We start from the raw sequence: 21316 nt of genomic DNA, 5'->3' as shown, positions 1-21316 counted from the left end.
CTACTGGCCAGAAGGGATCAGTACATCACCTTGTGACCGTACTGCTCGAGAATGCCTTTTACGCGTTCCATGGTCTCTTTCTTCGGCGGCTTCACCCCGTCGAGCTTGTACTCTTCGCCCATGGCTACCCATTTGTGTTTGCCCAGCTCGTGGTACGGCAGCAGTTCGATTTTCTCGACGTTGCCCATATCGCGGGTGAACTCGCCCAGGCGGTGCGCGGAGTCATCGTCATCTGACCAGCCCGGGACCACCACATAGCGGATCCAGACCTTCACGTCTTTCTTCGACAGGTACTGCGCAAACTCGAGCGTGCGGTGGTTAGATACGCCAACCAGATTCTGATGGATATCGTCGTTCATCTGCTTGAGGTCAAGCATCACCAGGTCGGTGACTTCCAGCAGCTCATCAATGACCGGGTCGTAACGACGCACAAAGCCATTGGTGTCCAGACAGGTATGAATACCTTCTTTCTTGCACGCTCGGAACCAGTCGCGCACGAACTCAGCCTGTAAAATGGCTTCGCCGCCGGATGCGGTGACGCCGCCGCCGGACGCGTTCATAAAGTGGCGATAGGTCACCACTTCTTTCATTAGTTCTTCAACGGTGACTTCTTTGCCACCGTGGGTATCCCATGTATCGCGGTTATGGCAGTACAGGCAGCGCATCAGGCAGCCCTGGAAGAAGGTAATAAAACGGATGCCTGGGCCATCGACGGTGCCACAGGATTCAAAGGAGTGAATGCGACCAGTTACAGACATTGCAGTATTATCTCCAGTTCTTCCCCGCGTCCGGCAGGGTGACGATCATTATTTCAGGCCGTCTTGAGTTTATTTTGCTTGTTAACCTGATTATAGAAGTTAGCAGGCAAAATAGGCTCGGAGAGAGTAGGGCAGTTATAAGAAAGGCCCCACTGACGTGGAGCCTTTATTGTACGCTTTTTAAATCGCGATTTCAGTCAAATCCATTACATGGACTGAGTGAAGGTACGGGTAATAACGTCCTGCTGCTGTTCTTTAGTCAGGGAGTTAAAACGTACTGCGTAGCCAGATACGCGGATGGTCAGCTGCGGATATTTTTCCGGGTTTTCCATCGCGTCGAGCAGCATTTCGCGGTTCATGACGTTAACGTTCAGGTGTTGACCGCCTTCGATAGACGCTTCGTGGTGGAAGTAACCGTCCATCAGACCAGCCAGGTTGGTTTTACGAACGTCGTCGTCTTTACCCAGTGCGTTCGGAACGATAGAGAAGGTGTAAGAGATACCATCTTTAGCGTAAGCAAACGGCAGTTTAGCAACGGAAGTCAGAGAGGCAACAGCACCTTTCTGGTCACGACCGTGCATTGGGTTAGCACCTGGGCCGAATGGCGCGCCAGCGCGACGACCGTCTGGGGTGTTACCGGTTTTCTTACCATAAACCACGTTAGAGGTGATGGTCAGAACAGACTGAGTCGGGATAGCGTTACGGTAAGTCGTCAGTTTCTGAATTTTCTTCATGAAACGCTCAACCAGGTCAACCGCCATGTCATCGACGCGAGCGTCGTTGTTACCAAACTGCGGGTATTCGCCTTCGATTTCGAAGTCAACAGCCAGACCGTTTTCATCACGAATCGGTTTAACTTTCGCATATTTGATTGCAGACAGGGAGTCAGCAGCAACGGACAGACCAGCGATACCGCAAGCCATAGTACGGATAACGTCGCGGTCATGCAGCGCCATCAGAGACGCTTCGTAGCTGTATTTGTCGTGCATGTAGTGGATGACGTTCAGCGCGGTGACGTACTGTTTAGCCAGCCAATCCATAAAGTGGTCCATACGATCCATAACTTCGTCGTAGTTCAGAACGTCGCCTTTCATTGGCTCAGTTTTAGGACCAACCTGCATTTTCAGTTTTTCATCAACGCCGCCGTTGATTGCGTACAGCATGGTTTTCGCCAGGTTTGCACGCGCACCGAAGAACTGCATTTGTTTACCAACGATCATCGGGCTTACGCAGCAAGCGATAGCGTAGTCATCGTTGTTGAAGTCCGGACGCATCAGGTCATCGTTCTCATACTGCAGAGAAGAGGTATCGATGGACACTTTTGCGGCGAATTTTTTGAACGCCAGCGGCAGTTTTTCAGACCACAGGATAGTGATGTTCGGTTCCGGAGACGGGCCCATGGTGTACAGGGTGTTCAGGAAACGGAAGCTGTTTTTGGTGACCAGAGTACGGCCATCAACGCCCATACCACCGACGGATTCAGTTGCCCAAATCGGGTCACCGGAGAACAGTTCATCATACTCAGGGGTACGCAGGAAGCGAACCATACGCAGTTTCATGACCAGGTGGTCAATCATTTCCTGAGCTTCTTGTTCAGTGATTTTGCCTGCTTTCAGGTCACGTTCGATGTAGATATCCAGGAAGGTGGAGGTACGACCGAAGGACATTGCAGCGCCGTTCTGGGATTTAACAGCGGCCAGGTAGCCGAAGTAAGTCCACTGAATAGCTTCCTGAGCGTTGGTAGCCGGACCAGAGATGTCGTAGCCGTATTTAGCAGCCATCTCTTTGATCTGACCCAGCGCACGGTGCTGTTCGGAGATTTCTTCACGCAGACGGATAGTCGCTTCCAGGTTTACACCGTTTTCCAGGTCAGACTGGAGAGAGGTGAACTGAGCGAATTTGTCTTTCATCAGGTAGTCGATACCGTATACGGCGATACGACGGTAGTCACCGATGATACGACCACGGCCGTAGGCGTCTGGCAGACCGGTCAGAACACCGGATTTACGGCAGCGCAGGATGTCCGGAGTATAAACGTCGAACACGCCCTGGTTGTGCGTTTTACGGTATTCGGTGAAGATTTTTTTGATCATCGGGTCCAGTTCGCGGTTATACGCTTTGCAGGAACCTTCGATCATTTTGATGCCACCGAACGGGATAAGAGCACGTTTCAGCGGAGCTTCAGTTTGCAGACCAACAATTTTTTCCAGCGCTTTGTTGATGTAACCAGCGTCGTGGGAAGTAATGGTGGAAGCAACGGCGGTGTCAAAGTCAACTGGCGCGTGAGTGCGGTTTTCCAGTTTAACGCCTTCCATAACGTTGTCCCACAGAGCTGTGGTCGCGTCAGTAGCACCAGCCAGGAAGGACTCGTCACCCTCATACGGAGTGTAGTTTTTCTGGATGAAGTCACGTACGTTTACTTCATTCTGCCAGTCACCTTTCGCAAAACCTTCCCAGGCTGTGGCTAACTTTTCATTAAGTTCGGACATGTAACACCTACCTTCTTAAGTGGACTTTTTATTTACTGCCTGGAGCAACCATCAGTTAATGACGGTCACCGCCACGCAGGTAAATGACCCAGTATGTCAACCCAACCAATAAACCGCCGCCGATGATGTTCCCGATGGTTACCGGAATCAGGTTATCGGTGATGAAATTCATCACGGTCAGGTGAGAAAAACTTTCCGGAGTTGAACCGATTGCGGTCCAGAATTCCGGGCTAGCAAAGTGACGTATTACGATACCCATCGGAATCATAAACATGTTTGCAATGCTGTGCTCAAAGCCGCTGGCGACGAACATGGCAACCGGTAAAACCATAATCATGGCTTTGTCCATCAGGCTGCGGCCAGAGTAGCTCATCCAGACTGCCAGGCAGACCATCAGGTTCGCCAGGATGCCGAGAGCGACGGCTTCAATGAATGTGTGGTGCATTTTGTGGTCAGCAGTTTGCAGGACGTTTAGCCCCCATCCGCCGTTGGCCGTCATGTATTCGCCGGACAGCCACATCAACAGCACGAAGAGCAGCGCGCCGATCAGGTTACCAACATAGACGTTGAGCCAGTTTTTTGCCAGTTGACCCCAGGTAATTCGCCCGCTGGCTTTCGCTACAACGATAAGCACGGTCGAAGTAAAGAGGTCAGCGCCACAAATAACGCAAAGGATTAAGCCTAGTGAGAAGCAGATACCGCCAATCAGCTTCGCGATGCCGAATGGCATACCCGCGGTGCCCGTCGTTGCGGTAATGTAAAAAACAAAAGCAATCGAGATAAAGACGCCCGCAGTAATCGCCAGATAAAAGGTTTTCAGCGGATGCTTGGTTGCTTTATAGACGCCTGCTTCTTCGGCAACTTTGGCCATCGCAGCAGGAAGGAGTAGATCAAAAGGGTTGTCAGCTTTCACACTAACTCTCTCTTTTTATTTAATCGGCGACGAGATACTAACAAAGCATTATAGATGAGAATTTGATATAGATCATATCTCACCTGGCTTATAGGCCTGAATAACGAATGGTTTTTCAACAATCCTTTGCTAACAATATAAATATTAAGATAAAAATAAATTTTAAGATTTACAAAATCAGTTGAATTTTTTCTTTGCCCTTCATTTTATTGGTTAATTAAAATGGAGTAATGATCGGTAAAATTAACAATAAAAGTAAGCTACCAATTATAGTATTTACTTATATTTAACTTTATTTTCACATGCCCGTGAAGCGAAGCGTTGAAATATAAAAAAGGGGCCAACAAGTGGCCCCGTAATATAGCGTAGGTCTGGCATTAAGCCTACTTTTTCTGTGGTGAAGAAATTACTTCGCCCAGAAAGCCGCTTTCGCGCGCTGCAGTTTTTCGTAGGCCTCTAACAGCGACTGATGCGCCGGGAAGGCTTCCAGCGTGCCGTCCGCTGGCTGCAGGCCGTAGAAGGCCTCTTCGCCGCTCAGCGCCGCGCTGGCCGCTTCGACGGCGTCTGCGCCGTACATGCGGACAAACGCGTTCAGATACTGCAGCGGTTCACGCTCTTCTTCCTGAGAAAGCAGCAGCAGCGTTTGCAGACAGCGGTAGTAGTTGGCGCGCTCGGCGCTGAACACGGACGCGTTAAACTCCATGGTCCATTCGGTCCAGATTAACGCCTGCTCAAGGTCGCCGCCGGCTAATGCCAGCATTGCTTTCAGTTCGCCAACGCGCAGGGTGTACCAGCCGTTGTTCGGGCCGGTCGCCAGACCCAGCAGCTCGCGCACGCGAGTAAAGTCGTCGAGGCCTTCGTCGTCAATCTGCTCGATCAGATTCAGGTACTCTTCTTTTTCCCACTCGCTGCCCGGCAGGGAAAGAATGGTTTCGCGCAGGTGGCTGCCCATATTGTTATTCGCCAGCCACAGATCTTCCGCTGGATAGATATCAGACATGCCGGGCACGATGATACGACAGGCGTAAACGCCCAGATGTTCGTAATCGGCGATGTACACTTCTTTATCTTCTTCTTTGAAGATAGCCATCAGCGTTGCGAACTCTTCTTCGGTGGTGCCGGAGAAGTTCCAGTCTGCAAACGGATAGTCTGCATCCTGTTTGAACATATCCCAGGAGATAAGACCGCTGGAATCGATAAAGTGGGTTTCGAGGTTGGTGTGCTCGGCCACTTCTTCATCGTCAAAGGTCGGCGGCGTGAACACATCAAGATCTTTAAGACCGCGACCCTGCAGCAGTTCGGTTACCGTACGCTCCAGCGCAACGCCGAAGTCCGGATGTGCACCGAAGGAAGCAAAGCAGGTGCCGTTAGCCGGGTTGAACAGCACCACGCAGATAACCGGGTATTTGCCGCCCAGTGAACCGTCGTAGGCGAAGATAGGGAAACCTTCCGCTTCCAGCGTTTTGATGGATTCCACTACGCCAGGATAGCGTGCCAGCACCTCGGCCGGGATTTCCGGCAGGCTGATGCTTTCGGCAATAATGCGGTTCTTCACGTGACGTTCGAACACTTCCGACAGCCCCTGTACGCGGGCTTCGTTACGGGTATTGCCCGCAGACATGCCGTTGGAAACGTACAGGTTCGCGACGATGTTCATCGGAATGTAGATGGTTTCGCCGTCGGACTGACGGGTAAACGGCAGCCCGCACACGCCGCGATCGTCGTTGCCGGACTGCAGATCGACCAGCATGCTGGCGGTCAGCTGATCGTCAGGATCGTAGAATGCGCGCAGGCGCGCGTCGAGCAGACCTTCCGGCACTTCGTCGTCGTCGGTCAGCGGGAACCATTTCTCATTCGGGTAGTGAACGAACGGGCCGTTGGCGATTTTGTCACCCAGCCAGAAGTCAGCGAAGAAATAGTTGGTCGACAGACGCTCGAAGTATTCACCCAGCGCGGATGCCAGCGCCGCTTTTTTGGTCGCGCCTTTACCGTTGGTAAAGCACAGCGAGCAGGCTTTATCACGGATATGTACCGACCAGACGTTAGGAACCGGGTTCAACCAGGAAGCTTCTTCAATATCGAAGCCCAGGTCGAGCAGCTTTTGCTGGAAGCGAGCGATGGAATCTTCCAGTGCGGCATCTTTGCCGGGGATATAGGTTTGCGTCATAGCAATCTCTTTTGTCGTACGGAAAGCGCGCAATGATACGGGTTTTGCGTGACGGGTGCTATCTTCGGCGAAAATAAAAGAGACGGCTATGCTTACAGGCAATAACCGACTGTTACGGCGCAGAAAAAATGAAAGCGTTTGATCTTCAGAGAATGGCATTTGACAACGTTCCGCCAGAATTTTTAGGCGAGGTGGCGCTGAGATGCGTGTTTACCTTCGCGCTGGTGTTTCTGTTTCTCAAAATGACCGGACGTCGCGGCGTGCGGCAGATGTCGCTGTTTGAAGTGCTGATTATTCTCACGCTGGGATCGGCGGCGGGCGATGTTGCCTTCTATGATGATGTCCCGCTGGTGCCGGTTTTTGTGGTTTTCATTTCGCTGGCGCTGCTGTATCGGCTGGTGATGTGGTTGATGGCGAAAAGTGAAAAGTTACAGGGCTTACTGGAAGGTAAAGCGATCGTCATCGTTAAAGAAGGGCAACTGGCCTGGGAAAACGTGCGCGCGGCAAATCTGACGGAGCTGGATTTTTTTATGGAACTGCGGTTGAACAGCGTGGAGCAGCTTGGGCAGGTCCGGCTGGCGATTATGGAAACCGACGGTCAGATTAGCGTGTTTTATTATGCTGACGAGCAGGTGAAGCCGGGGTTATGCATTTTGCCCGACAGCCTCACTCAGCGTTTTAAGGCAGTTCCTGCGCCAGGTGAGTACGCGTGTGTGCGCTGTAGCTACGTCGTTAGCATGCGGGCGGGGGAGCGACAATTATGTCCGCGCTGCGCAAATCCGGCCTGGACGAAGGTGAGCCGCGCGAAACGGATTGCCTGATAGCCATTTTGTCGGTTTTCACACGGCAAGACGGTAGAATCTATTGTGTGACGGAGGGCGCATTTCGCTGACGAAAGGTTTTAGACATTGCGGCGCGTGTCACTGAATGATAAAACCAATAGCCACAGGAATAACTTATGCCCACGCGTTGATGACGCGCGAGGCATGCGGTCAGACAACATTGCAATGTGGTGAGGGTTATGGCTCAGGTCTTTAATTTCAGTTCAGGTCCGGCGATGCTTCCGGCAGATGTCCTTAAACTGGCGCAGAAGGAACTCTGCGACTGGAACGGATTAGGCACGTCGGTAATGGAAGTTAGCCACCGTGGTAAAGAGTTTATCCACGTGGCGGAGGAAGCAGAAAAAGATTTTCGTGACCTGCTTAACATCCCATCCAACTACAAAGTGCTGTTTTGCCACGGCGGCGGGCGCGGTCAGTTTGCCGGCGTACCGCTGAACATCCTCGGTGATAAAACCACAGCTGACTACGTTGACGCCGGCTACTGGGCAGCGAGCGCGGTGAAAGAAGCTAAAAAATACTGCACACCAAACGTGATTGACGCGAAGATTACCGTCGACGGTCAGCGCGCGGTAAAACCCATGCGCGACTGGCAGCTTTCCGATAACGCGGCGTATTTGCACTATTGCCCGAACGAAACTATCGACGGTATTGCTATTGATGAGACGCCTGACTTTGGCAACGAGGTTGTTGTTGCCGCTGACTTCTCCTCAACCATTCTGTCCCGCCCGATCGACGTGAGCCGCTTTGGCGTTATCTACGCCGGTGCGCAGAAAAACATTGGTCCTGCCGGCTTAACGCTGGTTATCGTGCGCGAAGACCTGCTGGGTAAAGCACATGTTGCCTGCCCATCTATCCTTGATTACAGCGTGCTCAACGACAACGACTCCATGTTCAACACCCCGCCGACCTTTGCCTGGTATCTGTCCGGTCTGGTCTTCAAATGGCTGAAAGAGCAGGGTGGCCTGGCCGTAATGGATCGTATTAATCAGCAGAAGGCCGATCTTCTGTATAGCACCATCGATAGCAGCGATTTCTACCGTAACGATGTGGCGAGCGCCAACCGTTCCCGTATGAACGTTCCGTTCCAGCTGGCAGACAGCGCGCTGGACAAAGTCTTCCTGGATGAATCGTTTGCCGCCGGTCTGCACGCGCTGAAAGGCCACCGCGTAGTCGGCGGGATGCGCGCCTCCATCTATAACGCCATGCCGCTGGCGGGCGTACAGGCGCTGACGGAATTTATGCAGGACTTCGAGCGTCGTCACGGCTAATCGATTTTTGACCTATCCTCCCCATGGCCGCGTCATGGGGTTTTTCTTTTGTTTTTTGAGAGTTGAGTTTCATGGAATCCCTGACGTTACAACCTATCGCGCGCGTAGACGGCACGATTAATCTGCCTGGTTCTAAAAGCGTGTCGAACCGTGCGCTGCTGCTGGCGGCGCTGGCAAGCGGCACCACCATCCTGACTAATCTGCTGGACAGCGATGATGTTCGCCACATGCTGAACGCGTTGAAAGCGCTGGGAATTCACTACACCCTGTCTGACGATCGCACGCGCTGTGAAGTCACCGGCAACGCGGGCCCGCTGCAGGGCTCTGGCGAACTGGAACTGTTCCTCGGCAACGCGGGCACCGCTATGCGCCCACTGGCCGCCGCGCTGTGCCTGGGGGCAAATGATATTGTCTTGACCGGTGAGCCGCGCATGAAAGAACGCCCAATCGGCCACCTGGTGGATGCCCTGCGTCAGGGCGGCGCGCAGATTACCTATTTAGAGCAGGAAAATTATCCACCGCTGCGCCTGAATGGTGGGTTTATCGGCGGTAGCGTTGAAGTAGACGGTAGCGTCTCCAGCCAGTTCCTGACCGCGCTGCTGATGACGGCGCCGCTGGCACCGCAGGACACAGTCATTACCATCAAGGGCGATCTGGTGTCCAAGCCGTATATCGACATCACGCTGCATTTGATGAAAACTTTCGGTGTTGAAGTTGAAAACCAGAACTATCAGCGTTTTGTTGTGCGTGGTAACCAGCAGTATGTCTCGCCGGGCCAGTATCTGGTTGAGGGCGATGCGTCATCGGCTTCCTACTTCCTGGCCGCTGGCGCGATTAAAGGCGGCACCGTGAAGGTGACCGGCATTGGCCGTCACAGCGTACAGGGCGATATTCGCTTCGCTGACGTGCTGGAAAAAATGGGCGCGACCATCACCTGGGGCGATGATTTTATTGCCTGCACTCATGGTGAACTGAATGCCATCGATATGGACATGAACCATATCCCTGATGCCGCTATGACCATTGCCACCGCCGCGCTGTTTGCCAAAGGCACCACCACGCTGCGTAATATATACAACTGGCGCGTTAAAGAGACAGACCGTCTGTTCGCCATGGCAACCGAGCTGCGCAAAGTGGGCGCGATCGTGGAAGAGGGCGAAGATTATATTCGCGTGACGCCGCCGACGACGCTGAATTTTGCTGAGATTGCGACCTACAACGATCATCGTATGGCGATGTGCTTCTCTCTGGTTGCGCTATCGGATACGCCGGTCACAATCCTTGACCCGAAATGTACGGCGAAAACCTTCCCGGATTATTTCGAGCAGCTGGCGCGTATTAGTACTCTGGCCTAATCCTTTCCTACCGCCAAAACGCCGACTTGATGTCGGCGTTTTTTTTCGGACTTTTTTGCCCTTGCGATGCAGTGTTACCCTTTTGTGTGAAATAACTTATTGATATTTAATAGTAATCAATCAATGGATGATTCATATGAAGAATGCAAAGGTGATGCTGACGCTGGCGATTTCCGCCACGTTACTGGTTGGCTGTAAAAATATGCAGGGTATGGATACCAATGCATTGGTGGGGTCCGGCATGACGGCTTATAAAGCGGCAACGCTGTCCGATGCTGACGTGAAGGCCCTATCTGACGATGCCTGTCAGCAGATGGACGGCGAAAACCAGCTTGCGAGCGCGTCCAGTCAATACACCAAACGGCTGAACAAAATTGCCAAAGCGCTGGGCAATAACATCAACGGCACGCCGGTGAATTATAAAGTCTACATGACCGCTGACGTTAACGCGTGGGCAATGGCTAACGGCTGCGTGCGCGTCTACAGCGGTCTGATGGACTTGATGAACGACAATGAAGTCGAGGGCGTGCTGGGCCACGAGCTGGGCCACGTTGCGCTGGGCCACTCGCGTAAAGCGATGCAAACCGCCTATGCGACCGTTGCGGCGCGCGACGCGATTTCAGCCACCAGCGGCGCGGCGGCGCAGCTGTCAAAATCACAGCTCGGCGATATTGCCGAAGGCGTGATTAACTCGGCGTTTTCTCGTTCCCAGGAGTCTGAGGCCGATGATTTCTCCTACGATCTGCTGAAAAAACGCGGCGTCAGCACCCAGGGATTGGTGGGTAGCTTTGACAAGCTGGCCAGCCTTGACGCGGGTCATACGAAATCGTTGTTTGACTCTCACCCTCCTTCAGCCGAGCGCGCGCAGCACATTCGCGACCGCATTGCGGCGGATAAAAAGTAAATCATCATCATTTTCGGGTCGGCGCTTTGCCGGCCCACTATACTTATTTATTCTCCTGCAGTGAGCGCGTCTCATTCTGTCATTCGCAGACAAAAGTAACCGTCTGGCGCAGAGATGCGTATAATGCGCGGCGTTTACGTTGTGTATGCCTTTTATTAAGGAGAGAAAAATGACGGCAATTGCCCCGGTAATTACCATTGATGGTCCAAGCGGCGCGGGTAAAGGCACGCTGTGCAAAGCGATGGCCGAAGCGCTGCAATGGCATTTGCTGGACTCTGGCGCGATCTATCGCGTGCTGGCGCTTGCGGCTTTGCATCACCATGTTGATGTGAACTCAGAAGATGCCCTGGTCCCGCTGGCGGCCCATCTGGACGTACGTTTTGTCTCTACCGACGGCGCGCTGGAGGTGATCCTTGAAGGGGAAGACGTCAGCGGTGAAATCCGCACCCAGGAAGTGGCCAATGCCGCTTCGCAGGTCGCTGCGTTCCCGCGCGTGCGTGAAGCGCTGCTGCGCCGTCAGCGGGCTTTCCGCGAAGCGCCGGGCCTGATTGCCGACGGCCGCGATATGGGCACGGTGGTGTTCCCGGATGCGCCGGTCAAAATCTTCCTCGACGCGTCATCGGAAGAACGTGCGCAGCGTCGCATGCTACAGTTGCAGGAAAAGGGCTTTAGTGTTAACTTTGAGCGCCTTTTGGCAGAGATAAAGGAGCGTGACGATCGCGATCGTAATCGTGCTGTTGCGCCGCTGGTTCCTGCCGCCGATGCTTTAGTGTTGGATTCCACCACCTTAAGCATTGAGCAAGTAATTGAAAAAGCGTTAAACTATGCGCGCCAGAAATTGGCAATCGCGTAAAACGCGACCGAATTTGCAGTACCCCCGTTGCAATGGACTGACAGCGGGTATGTGAAACAACCCCATCCGACAAGGTGTCAGGTGGACGTTAATACTTAACCTGAAGATTAAACATGACTGAATCTTTTGCTCAACTGTTTGAAGAATCCTTAAAAGAAATCGAAACCCGCCCGGGTTCCATCGTTCGTGGTGTTGTTGTTGCTATCGACAAAGACGTAGTACTGGTTGACGCCGGTCTGAAATCTGAGTCCGCCATTCCGGCAGAGCAGTTCAAAAACGCCCAGGGCGAGCTGGAAATCCAGGTTGGTGACGAAGTTGACGTTGCTCTGGATGCAGTAGAAGACGGCTTCGGTGAAACCCTGCTGTCCCGTGAGAAAGCTAAACGTCACGAAGCTTGGATCACGCTGGAAAAAGCTTACGAAGACGCTGAAACTGTAGTTGGTGTTATCAACGGCAAAGTTAAAGGTGGCTTCACTGTTGAGCTGAACGGTATTCGTGCGTTCCTGCCGGGTTCCCTGGTAGACGTTCGTCCGGTGCGTGATACTCTGCACCTGGAAGGCAAAGAGCTTGAGTTCAAAGTAATCAAGCTGGACCAGAAGCGTAACAACGTTGTTGTTTCTCGTCGTGCCGTTATCGAATCCGAAAACAGCGCAGAGCGCGATCAGCTGCTGGAAAACCTGCAGGAAGGCATGGAAGTTAAAGGTATCGTTAAGAACCTCACTGACTACGGTGCATTCGTTGATCTGGGCGGCGTTGACGGCCTGCTGCACATCACTGATATGGCATGGAAACGCGTTAAGCATCCGAGCGAAATCGTGAACGTTGGTGACGAAATCAACGTTAAAGTGCTGAAATTCGACCGTGAGCGTACTCGTGTATCTCTGGGCCTGAAACAGCTGGGCGAAGATCCATGGGTAGCTATCGCTAAGCGTTATCCGGAAGGTACCAAACTGACCGGTCGCGTGACCAACCTGACCGACTACGGCTGCTTCGTTGAAATCGAAGAAGGCGTTGAAGGCCTGGTTCACGTTTCCGAAATGGATTGGACCAACAAAAACATCCACCCGTCCAAAGTTGTTAACGTTGGCGACGTAGTGGAAGTTATGGTTCTGGATATCGACGAAGAACGTCGTCGTATCTCCCTGGGTCTGAAGCAGTGCAAATCTAACCCATGGCAGCAGTTCGCAGAAACCCACAACAAGGGCGACCGCGTTGAAGGTAAAATCAAGTCTATCACTGACTTCGGTATCTTCATCGGCCTGGACGGCGGCATCGACGGCCTGGTTCACCTGTCTGACATCTCCTGGAACGTTGCAGGCGAAGAAGCAGTTCGTGAATACAAAAAAGGCGACGAAATCGCTGCAGTTGTTCTGCAGGTTGACGCAGAACGTGAACGTATCTCCCTGGGCGTTAAACAGCTCGCAGAAGATCCGTTCAACAACTGGGTTGCTCTGAACAAGAAAGGCGCTATCGTTAACGGTAAAGTGACTGCAGTTGACGCGAAAGGCGCAACCGTAGAACTGGCTGACGGCGTTGAAGGTTACCTGCGCGCTTCTGAAGCTTCCCGTGACCGCGTTGAAGATGCAACTCTGGTTCTGAGCGTTGGCGACGACGTTGAAGCTAAATTCACCGGCGTTGATCGCAAAAACCGCGCAATTAGCCTGTCTGTTCGTGCGAAAGACGAAGCTGACGAGAAAGATGCAATCGCTACTGTTAACAACAAACAGGAAGACGGCAACTTCTCCAACGCTATGGCTGAAGCATTCAAAGCAGCTAAAGGCGAGTAATCTTACGCATTTGGGTTTAACAACCTGAATTGTGATGAGTTTACTTGACAGATTGCAGGTTTCGGCCTGTAATCTAGCACAAAGGGCGGCTACGGCCGCCCTTGTTTAATAAGCTGTTAGCTAATTTTCCTTAAAAGGAAACCGGAGGAATCATGACCAAGTCAGAATTGATTGAAAGACTTGCCAGCCAGCAATCCCATATCCCTGCAAAAGCAGTGGAAGATGCGGTAAAAGAAATGCTGGAGCATATGGCCTCGACCCTGGCACAGGGTGAGCGCATTGAAATCCGCGGTTTCGGCAGCTTCTCTCTGCACTATCGAGCACCACGAACCGGGCGTAACCCGAAGACTGGCGACAAAGTGGAACTGGAAGGCAAATACGTGCCGCACTTCAAGCCGGGCAAAGAACTGCGCGATCGCGCCAACATTTACGATTGAGTTTCTGGCGCTAGCTTGCGCTAAACTTGATTGAGAGAAAAGCACCTACGGGTGCTTTTTTCATTTCTGCACGCCGATTGTGGAATCGTCCTTCCAACGTTTTCTCAATGCCTGTACGCAGCGAATTCATGCTGCGAGCCGCCACGCAAACTGACTTTTCTGATCATGACGTAGACGTTGTCGCGCGCGATACTCCTTGCAACAAGGAGGTATCGATGCGCTTGCCACTGCTGGCCTGCTACGTGCTGGCCGGAATATTACCGCTGGCCGTACTGCCTGTCTTACCCTCGCTCGAATATATTAAGATCGCTGCTGTTGGGCTCATCGCGCTCGGCGTTTGCGGCCGGGCAGGGCGCCGCATTGCTCTGGTGGGGCTACTGTTCTGCTGGGGGGCGCTGGCGGCCTGGCAGCTTCAGCTATCTGCGCAGATGCTGCCGGGTAAAAACCGGCAGGTTGAGCTGACGCTCACGCAAACGGACGGGCAGACGGTGCATCAGGGCACGCTCACCCGTCTGGAAGGGCAGCGCTTGATGCCGGGCATTCGGATTGCGCTCTACGGCAGCTACCTGCCACAGCCGCCATGCGTGGGCCAGCGCTGGAAGATGACGATTCGCGCCCGTGCAGTGCATGGTCAACTCAATGACGGCGGGTTTGATGCCCAGCGCTATGCGCTCTCCCAGCACCGTGCGCTGACCGGGCGAATCATTAGCGCTGAACCGTTAGCGCTCAGTTGCGGCCTGCGAGCGCGCTATCTGGCATCGCTAAAAACCACGCTAGCAGCATACCCCTGGCGTGACGTGCTGCTGGCGCTGGGGATGGGTGAACGGCTCTCGGTCTCGCCAGAGATTAAAACGCTGATGCAGCAAACCGGTACTTCGCATCTGATGGCGATATCCGGCCTGCATATTGCGCTCGGCGCTTCGCTGGGCTGGCTGCTGGTACGCGGCATACAGTTTTTTCTACCGGCATGGCTGATTAACTGGCGGCTACCGCTGCTGGCCTCGCTGGCAAGCGGGCTGGCTTACGCCATGTTGACGGGCATGCAGCCGCCCGCCCAGAGAACGATCGTTGCTGCGGCCGTCTGGTGTTTACTGCGGCTAAGCGGCAGGCAGTGGGCCGGTTGGGAGGTGTGGCTCTGTTGCCTGGCGGCTATCCTGTTTGTAGACCCGCTGGCGGTGCTTTCCGACAGTCTGTGGCTATCAGCATTTGCCGTTGGTACGCTCTTGTTCTGGTACCGGTGGGTACCGCTGCCGGAATGGCATTATCCGCGCCTGCTGCGTCCATTGGCGCAGCTGATGCATTTACAGCTAGGGCTGATGCTCCTGCTGACGCCGCTACAAATTCTGCTGTTCCACGGCATCAGTACCACTTCGCTGCTGGCAAATCTGCTGGCGGTGCCGGTGGTTACCTTCATTGCCGTGCCCTTGATTCTGCTGGCGATGTTTCTGCATCTGTGTGGTCCGGTGGTGCTGGAGACGCTGATTTGGTATTGCGCCGACAGGGTGATGGCGCTGGTGTTTGGCTACCTGCGGCTGTTGCCCGAGGGATGGTGGTACATTGGGCGAGCATGGCTGGGAGCGTCGTTATTACCGTGGGGGGCGCTGTTGCTCTGGCGGCTCCACGGCTGGCGGCGTTTTCCGGCATTGTGGATGTCGCTAAGCGTGCTGCTGACGTTTCCACTCTGGCGAAAAACGCCGCCGGACCAGTGGCAGGTGACGATGCTGGATGTCGGGCAGGGGCTGGCAATGGTCATTTCACGCGGCGACAAAGCGCTGCTCTATGACACCGGGCTGGCGTGGCCTGGCGGCGACAGCGGGGCTCAGCTGATTGCGCCATGGCTTCGTTGGCACGGGCTGACGCCACAGGGCATTATTCTGAGTCACGATCACTTAGATCACCGCGGTGGCCTGCGAACGCTCCAGCAAAACTGGCCGAAGGCATGGGTCAGAAGCCCGCTCGCGTGGTCCGGCCATCAACCCTGTGCACGCGGGCAGGCCTGGCGCTGGCAGGGGTTAACCTTTCGTGCGCTTTGGCCGCTGCCCGGTAAAGTACAGAAAGGCAATAATGGTTCCTGTGTGGTTAGGGTTGACGACGGTAAAAACAGTTTTCTGCTGACCGGAGATATTGAATTACCGGCAGAAATGGCCATGATGAGCCATTTCTGGCAGCCATTTGCGTCTACAATTATCCAGGTTCCTCATCACGGCAGCTCGACGTCTTCCGGTATCTCGCTGATTCAGCGGGTCGGTGGTGCCGTTGCGCTGGCTTCGGCATCCCGCTATAACGCGTGGCGCCTGCCTTCTGCGAAGGTAAAGGCCCGCTATCTGCAGCGGCATTACGGTTGGTTTGACACGCCACACCAGGGCCAGATAACGGTCACTTTTGACGCGAAAGGCTGGCAGATTGAAGGCTTACGAGATCAACTTTTACCTCGTTGGTATCATCAGTGGTTTGGCGAGTCTCTCGATAACGGGTAGAATATGCGGCTATTTCAACATAAGCTGGTTTTTTGAATGCAGAACGACAAAGATCTCTCCACGTGGCAGACCTTCCGCCGACTCTGGCCAACTATTGCGCCGTTTAAAGCAGGGCTGATCGTGGCGGGCGTCGCGTTAATCCTTAACGCAGCCAGCGATACCTTTATGCTATCGCTTCTTAAACCGTTACTGGATGATGGTTTTGGCAAAACAGACCGCTCAGTGCTGCTTTGGATGCCGCTGGTCGTTATTGGCTTGATGATCCTACGTGGTATTACAAGCTATATCTCTAGCTATTGTATTTCCTGGGTTTCTGGCAAGGTCGTGATGACCATGCGCCGTCGGCTGTTCAGCCATATGATGGGCATGCCGGTTTCCTTCTTTGACAAGCAGTCCACCGGGACCCTGCTGTCGCGCATAACCTATGACTCTGAGCAGGTGGCATCCTCTTCCTCTAGTGCCTTGATTACCGTGGTGCGTGAAGGGGCTTCTATCATTGGCCTGTTCATCATGATGTTCTACTACAGCTGGCAGCTGTCGGTCATCCTCATCGTACTGGCACCTATCGTGTCGATGGCGATCCGCGTGGTGTCCAAGCGCTTCCGTAGCATCAGTAAAAATATGCAGAACACCATGGGGCAGGTGACCACCAGCGCTGAGCAGATGCTGAAAGGGCATAAAGAAGTGCTGATGTTCGGCGGCCAGGAAGTGGAAACCAAGCGTTTTGATAAGGTCAGCAACAAGATGCGTTTGCAGGGGATGAAGCTGGTCTCGGCATCGTCTATCTCTGACCCGATTATTCAGCTGATTGCCTCTCTGGCGCTGGCGTTTGTGCTGTATGCCGCGAGCTTCCCAAGCGTGATGGAAACCCTGACTGCCGGTACGATCACGGTCGTCTTTTCCTCCATGATTGCGCTGATGCGCCCGCTGAAATCGTTAACCAACGTCAACGCGCAGTTCCAGCGCGGGATGGCGGCCTGTCAAACGCTGTTCGCTATTCTGGATAGCGAGCAGGAAAAAGATGAAGGTAAGCTCGAAGTAGACCGTGCCAAAGGCAGCGTTGAGTTCCGTAACGTGACCTTCACCTATCCTGGCCGTGAAACGCCGGCGCTGCAAAATATCAACCTGTCGATCCCGCAGGGAAAAACGGTGGCGCTGGTAGGGCGTTCTGGTTCAGGTAAATCAACCATCGCCAGCCTGCTGACCCGTTTTTATGATATCGATGAAGGTGAAATTCTGCTCGATGGTCATGACCTGCGTGAGTACAAGCTTTCTTCGCTGCGTAATCAGGTAGCGCTGGTTTCGCAGAGCGTGCATCTGTTTAACGACACGGTGGCGAATAACATTGCCTATGCGCGTACCGAAGAGTTCAGCCGCGAGCAGGTTGAAGAAGCGGCGCGGATGGCCTACGCGATGGACTTTATCAACAAAATGGATAACGGCCTTGATACGGTCATCGGTGAAAACGGCGTGCTGCTTTCCGGCGGCCAGCGTCAGCGTATCGCGATTGCGCGCGCGCTGCTGCGTAATAGCCCAATCCTGATTCTTGATGAGGCCACCTCGGCGCTGGATACCGAATCGGAACGTGCGATTCAGGCGGCGCTGGATGAACTGCAGAAAAACCGGACTTCGCTGGTGATTGCGCACCGTCTGTCGACAATTGAACAGGCTGATGAAATCATTGTGGTGGAAGACGGCCGGATTGTTGAACGTGGCAGCCATAACGATCTGCTTGAACAGCGCGGCGTCTATGCTCAGCTGCATAAAATGCAGTTTGGCGAATGATAGCCAGAATCTGGTCCGGTGAATCGCCGCTCTGGCGGCTGCTGCTGCCGCTCTCCTGGCTATATGGTCTGGCGAGCGGCATCATCCGCCTGTGTTATCAACTGGGGCTGAAAAAGTCCTGGCGTGCGCCGTGTCCGGTCGTTGTGGTGGGTAACCTGACGGCAGGTGGCAACGGTAAAACACCGGTGGTCATCTGGCTGGTGGAGCAGCTTCAGCGTCAGGGCGTTCGCGTTGGCGTGGTTTCCCGTGGCTACGGTGGTAAAGCGGAGCGTTACCCGCTGCTGCTAAACGCGGATACCACGACCGCGCAGGCCGGAGATGAACCGGTGCTGATTTATCAACGTACCGGTGCGCCCGTAGCGGTTTCGCCGGTAAGAGTGGATGCCGTCAAAGCGCTGCTGGCGGCTCACGATCTCCAGATGATCGTCACCGATGACGGGCTGCAGCATTACCGTCTGGCCCGTGATAAAGAGATCGTGGTGATCGACGGCATACGTCGATTCGGCAACGGCTGGTGGTTGCCGGCCGGGCCCATGCGTGAACGAGCCTCGCGTCTTGAGAGTGTAGATGTGCGGATCGTTAACGGCGGCGAAGCGCTGGCGGGCGAGATCCCGATGACGCTACGTCCTGGTGAGGCAGTCAATCTGCTGACCGGCGAGCGCCGGCCGGTTGCCGCGTTGAACAACGTCGTCGCGATGGCCGGTATTGGGCATCCGCCGCGCTTTTTTGCCACCCTTAACGACGGCGGCCTGAAGCCGGTGCGCACGGTGGCGCTGGCCGACCATCAGGCGCTGAGTGAAGCCGACGTTCAGGCGCTGGTGGCACCCGGGCAGACGCTGATCATGACCGAAAAAGACGCGGTAAAATGTCGCCGTTTTGCGCAGGAGAACTGGTGGTATCTGCCGGTCGATGCCGTGCTTTCCGGCGATCGTGCGCAGACGCTGCTACAGGATTTGATTACCCTCGCACGGCGTTAATAGGCGTCGGCGATAGCAGGGGAAAAGCATGACACAGCTGCAGTTAACCCTTCGCGCCGCGCGTCATCTTCACCTGGCGGCGCAGGGGCTTCTGAACCGTCCGCGCCGCCAGCCTCAAGCGGCGGATATCCTTCGTACCATCCAGCAAATGTCGCTGCTGCAAATCGATACCATTAACGTGGTCGCCCGCAGCCCCTATCTGGTGCTCTTCAGCCGTCTTGGCGCTTACCCTTCCGCATGGCTTGATGATGCGCTTGCCCGCGGCGAGCTTATGGAATACTGGGCCCACGAGGCCTGTTTCCTGCCGCGCAGCGATTTTCCACTGGTTCGCCATCGTATGCTTGCGCCGCATAAGATGGGCTGGAAGTACCATCAAAGCTGGATGGATGAGCACGCCGACGAGATTATTGCGCTGAAGGCGCATATTGCTGAAAACGGGCCGGTACGCTCCGCCGACTTTGCGCATCCGCGTAAAGGGCAGAGCGGCTGGTGGGAGTGGAAGCCGCATAAGCGCCACCTGGAAGGGCTGTTTACCGCTGGCGAAGTGATGGTGGTTGAACGCCGCAACTTTCATCGGGTTTACGATCTGACGCAACGGGTGATGCCGCAGTGGGACGATCGCCGTGATGCGCTCACGCAATCGCAGGCCGAGGCGGCGATGCTGGAAAACAGCGCCCGCAGCCTGGGTATTTTCCGTCCTCAGTGGCTGGCGGATTATTACCGGCTACGGCAGCCAGATCTCCACGCGCTGCTGGCGCAGTGGCAGGCGCTGGCGCAGGTGGTACCGGTAGAGGTTGAACAGCTCGGTGAGATGTGGGTACATCGCAGCCTTCAGCCCGCGCTGGAGCGTGCGGCGGAGGGTAAGCTGACGGCGACGCACAGTGCGGTACTGTCGCCCTTCGACCCGGTGGTCTGGGATCGAAAACGCGCCGAACAGTTTTTCAACTTCACCTACCGCCTGGAGTGCTACACGCCTGCGCCGAAGCGTCAGTACGGTTATTTTGTCCTGCCGCTGCTGCATCGCGGTGAGATTGTCGGCCGCATGGACAGCAAAATGCACCGCAGCGACGGCGTGCTGGAGATTTTCGCCCTCTATCTGGAGGCGGGCGTGCGGGTCAGCCAACATCTGGAAAAAGGCCTGACGCAGGCCATCAACGATTTTGCCCGCTGGCAGGGCGCGACGCGGGTTAAACTTGGCGCGGTAGCGGAGAAACTCTTTCTCAATCAACGCGACGGTTGGGAGATTGACGCCGACCGGTAGCGCTCTATGATATGCTGCACTGGTTTTCGATACGGCCCATCAGGAGGAATCATGGATCACCGTCTACTTGAAATTATTGCCTGCCCGGTTTGCAACGGCAAACTCTACTATAGCCAGGACAAGCAAGAACTGATTTGCAAAATTGATAATCTGGCGTTTCCCCTGCGTGACGGTATCCCCGTATTGCTGGAAAACGAAGCCCGCGTTTTAGCTGCAGAAGAGAACCGACCATGAGTTTCGTTGTGATTATTCCGGCGCGCTTTGCTTCTACGCGCCTGCCGGGCAAACCGCTGCAGGACATCAACGGCAAACCGATGATTGTGCACGTGCTGGAGCGCGCGCGCGAATCCGGTGCCGAGCGTATCATTGTCGCCACCGACCATCCCGACGTTGCAAAAGCCGTTGAAGCGGCGGGCGGGGAAGTCTGCATGACCCGCGCCGATCACCAGTCTGGTACCGAACGCCTGGCGGAAGTGGTAGAGAAGTGTGGTTTCAGCGACGACACGGTGATCGTCAACGTGCAGGGCGATGAGCCGATGATCCCGGCGGTCATTATTCGTCAGGTGGCTGAAAACCTCGCTGCCAGCCATTCCGGCATGGCGACGCTGGCGGTACCGATTCACGATGCGGAAGAAGCCTTTAACCCGAATGCGGTGAAAGTGGTGATGGACAAAGACGGCTATGCGCTTTATTTCTCCCGTGCGACCATCCCGTGGGACCGCGATCGCTTCGCCAAAAGTCGCGACGAGATTGGTGACACCCTGCTGCGCCACATTGGTATCTATGGCTACCGCGCCGGGTTTATTCGCCGCTATGTCAACTGGGCGCCAAGCCCGCTGGAGCACATTGAGATGCTCGAGCAGCTGCGCGTGTTGTGGTACGGAGAAAAAATCCACGTTGCCGTCGCCAAAGAAGTGCCGGGGACAGGCGTTGATACGCCGGAAGATCTGGCCCGCGTTCGCGCCGAACTGAAGTAGTCCTGCCGCCCCCTCGCCACAAGGGGGCGCCTCCCGTCGGGTATTTCCTCTCTTTCTGTTGCAATT

The 21316-nt window shown here is 54.6% G+C and carries 17 protein-coding genes; 13 read left to right on the top strand and 4 right to left on the bottom strand.

From position 1 onward, the window contains the following. Window positions 1-17 precede the first annotated feature (17 nt). The 4 genes from pflA to ycaO form a co-directional block, all read right to left on the bottom strand. A complete protein-coding gene (gene pflA / locus H7R76_RS15680) occupies window positions 18-758 on the bottom strand; it encodes a pyruvate formate lyase 1-activating protein (protein WP_106928848.1) in 741 nt (246 codons plus the stop codon). A 206-nt stretch (window positions 759-964) separates the two neighbouring features. Next, complete coding sequence (gene pflB, locus H7R76_RS15675; protein WP_182965740.1) at window positions 965-3247, bottom strand: formate C-acetyltransferase; 2283 nt, start codon at window positions 3245-3247, stop codon at window positions 965-967. A gap of 55 nt (window positions 3248-3302) precedes the next feature. Then, window positions 3303-4160, bottom strand: coding sequence for a formate transporter FocA (gene focA, locus H7R76_RS15670; RefSeq protein WP_106928845.1), 858 nt, complete (start codon window positions 4158-4160; stop codon window positions 3303-3305). A gap of 406 nt (window positions 4161-4566) precedes the next feature. Next, window positions 4567-6327, bottom strand: a complete 1761-nt coding sequence (gene ycaO / locus H7R76_RS15665) for a 30S ribosomal protein S12 methylthiotransferase accessory factor YcaO (RefSeq protein WP_106928843.1) — start codon at window positions 6325-6327, stop codon at window positions 4567-4569. A 128-nt stretch (window positions 6328-6455) separates the two neighbouring features. Between ycaO and H7R76_RS15660 the strand changes: the two genes are divergently transcribed. The 13 genes from H7R76_RS15660 to kdsB all read left to right on the top strand — a co-directional run bounded on the left by H7R76_RS15660 (window position 6456) and on the right by kdsB (window position 21250). Next, a complete protein-coding gene (locus H7R76_RS15660) occupies window positions 6456-7148 on the top strand; it encodes a DUF421 domain-containing protein (protein ID WP_182929189.1) in 693 nt (230 codons plus the stop codon). A gap of 200 nt (window positions 7149-7348) precedes the next feature. Next, window positions 7349-8437 carry a 3-phosphoserine/phosphohydroxythreonine transaminase gene (serC, locus tag H7R76_RS15655; RefSeq protein WP_106928840.1) on the top strand — a complete coding sequence of 363 codons (1089 nt, stop codon included), beginning with the start codon at window positions 7349-7351 and terminating at the stop codon, window positions 8435-8437. A gap of 71 nt (window positions 8438-8508) precedes the next feature. Continuing rightward, entirely contained in the window at window positions 8509-9792 is a 1284-nt protein-coding gene (aroA, locus tag H7R76_RS15650) for a 3-phosphoshikimate 1-carboxyvinyltransferase (protein WP_182965738.1), read from the top strand. Between the two features lie 136 nt (window positions 9793-9928). Beyond that, on the top strand, window positions 9929-10696 hold the full coding sequence (loiP, locus tag H7R76_RS15645) for a metalloprotease LoiP (RefSeq protein WP_182965736.1): 768 nt from the start codon (window positions 9929-9931) through the stop codon (window positions 10694-10696). A gap of 169 nt (window positions 10697-10865) precedes the next feature. Next, window positions 10866-11549, top strand: a complete 684-nt coding sequence (gene cmk / locus H7R76_RS15640) for a (d)CMP kinase (RefSeq protein ID WP_106928836.1) — start codon at window positions 10866-10868, stop codon at window positions 11547-11549. A 113-nt stretch (window positions 11550-11662) separates the two neighbouring features. Next, on the top strand, window positions 11663-13336 hold the full coding sequence (gene rpsA / locus H7R76_RS15635; RefSeq protein WP_106928835.1) for a 30S ribosomal protein S1: 1674 nt from the start codon (window positions 11663-11665) through the stop codon (window positions 13334-13336). Between the two features lie 152 nt (window positions 13337-13488). Beyond that, complete coding sequence (gene ihfB, locus H7R76_RS15630) at window positions 13489-13773, top strand: integration host factor subunit beta (RefSeq protein WP_015965094.1); 285 nt, start codon at window positions 13489-13491, stop codon at window positions 13771-13773. 215 nt (window positions 13774-13988) lie between these two features. Continuing rightward, a complete protein-coding gene (locus H7R76_RS15625) occupies window positions 13989-16250 on the top strand; it encodes a ComEC family protein (RefSeq protein WP_182965734.1) in 2262 nt (753 codons plus the stop codon). Between the two features lie 36 nt (window positions 16251-16286). Next, window positions 16287-18035, top strand: a complete 1749-nt coding sequence (msbA, locus tag H7R76_RS15620; protein ID WP_182965732.1) for a lipid A ABC transporter ATP-binding protein/permease MsbA — start codon at window positions 16287-16289, stop codon at window positions 18033-18035. Then, complete coding sequence (lpxK, locus tag H7R76_RS15615) at window positions 18032-19012, top strand: tetraacyldisaccharide 4'-kinase (RefSeq protein ID WP_182965730.1); 981 nt, start codon at window positions 18032-18034, stop codon at window positions 19010-19012. The genes msbA and lpxK overlap by 4 nt, the downstream gene beginning before the upstream one ends. A 28-nt stretch (window positions 19013-19040) precedes the next feature. After that, on the top strand, window positions 19041-20273 hold the full coding sequence (locus H7R76_RS15610; RefSeq protein ID WP_106928828.1) for a winged helix-turn-helix domain-containing protein: 1233 nt from the start codon (window positions 19041-19043) through the stop codon (window positions 20271-20273). A gap of 51 nt (window positions 20274-20324) precedes the next feature. Then, entirely contained in the window at window positions 20325-20507 is a 183-nt protein-coding gene (ycaR, locus tag H7R76_RS15605; protein ID WP_106928826.1) for a protein YcaR, read from the top strand. Continuing rightward, window positions 20504-21250, top strand: coding sequence for a 3-deoxy-manno-octulosonate cytidylyltransferase (gene kdsB, locus H7R76_RS15600; protein ID WP_106928825.1), 747 nt, complete (start codon window positions 20504-20506; stop codon window positions 21248-21250). The genes ycaR and kdsB overlap by 4 nt, the downstream gene beginning before the upstream one ends. The last annotated feature ends 66 nt before the right edge of the window (window positions 21251-21316 follow it).

The organism is Klebsiella sp. WP8-S18-ESBL-06 (assembly GCF_014169755.1).
GTDB lineage: Bacteria > Pseudomonadota > Gammaproteobacteria > Enterobacterales > Enterobacteriaceae > Kluyvera > Kluyvera ascorbata_B.
Note: the sequence above shows the minus strand (reverse complement) of the source record. Positions and strands in the feature narration are given on the sequence as shown.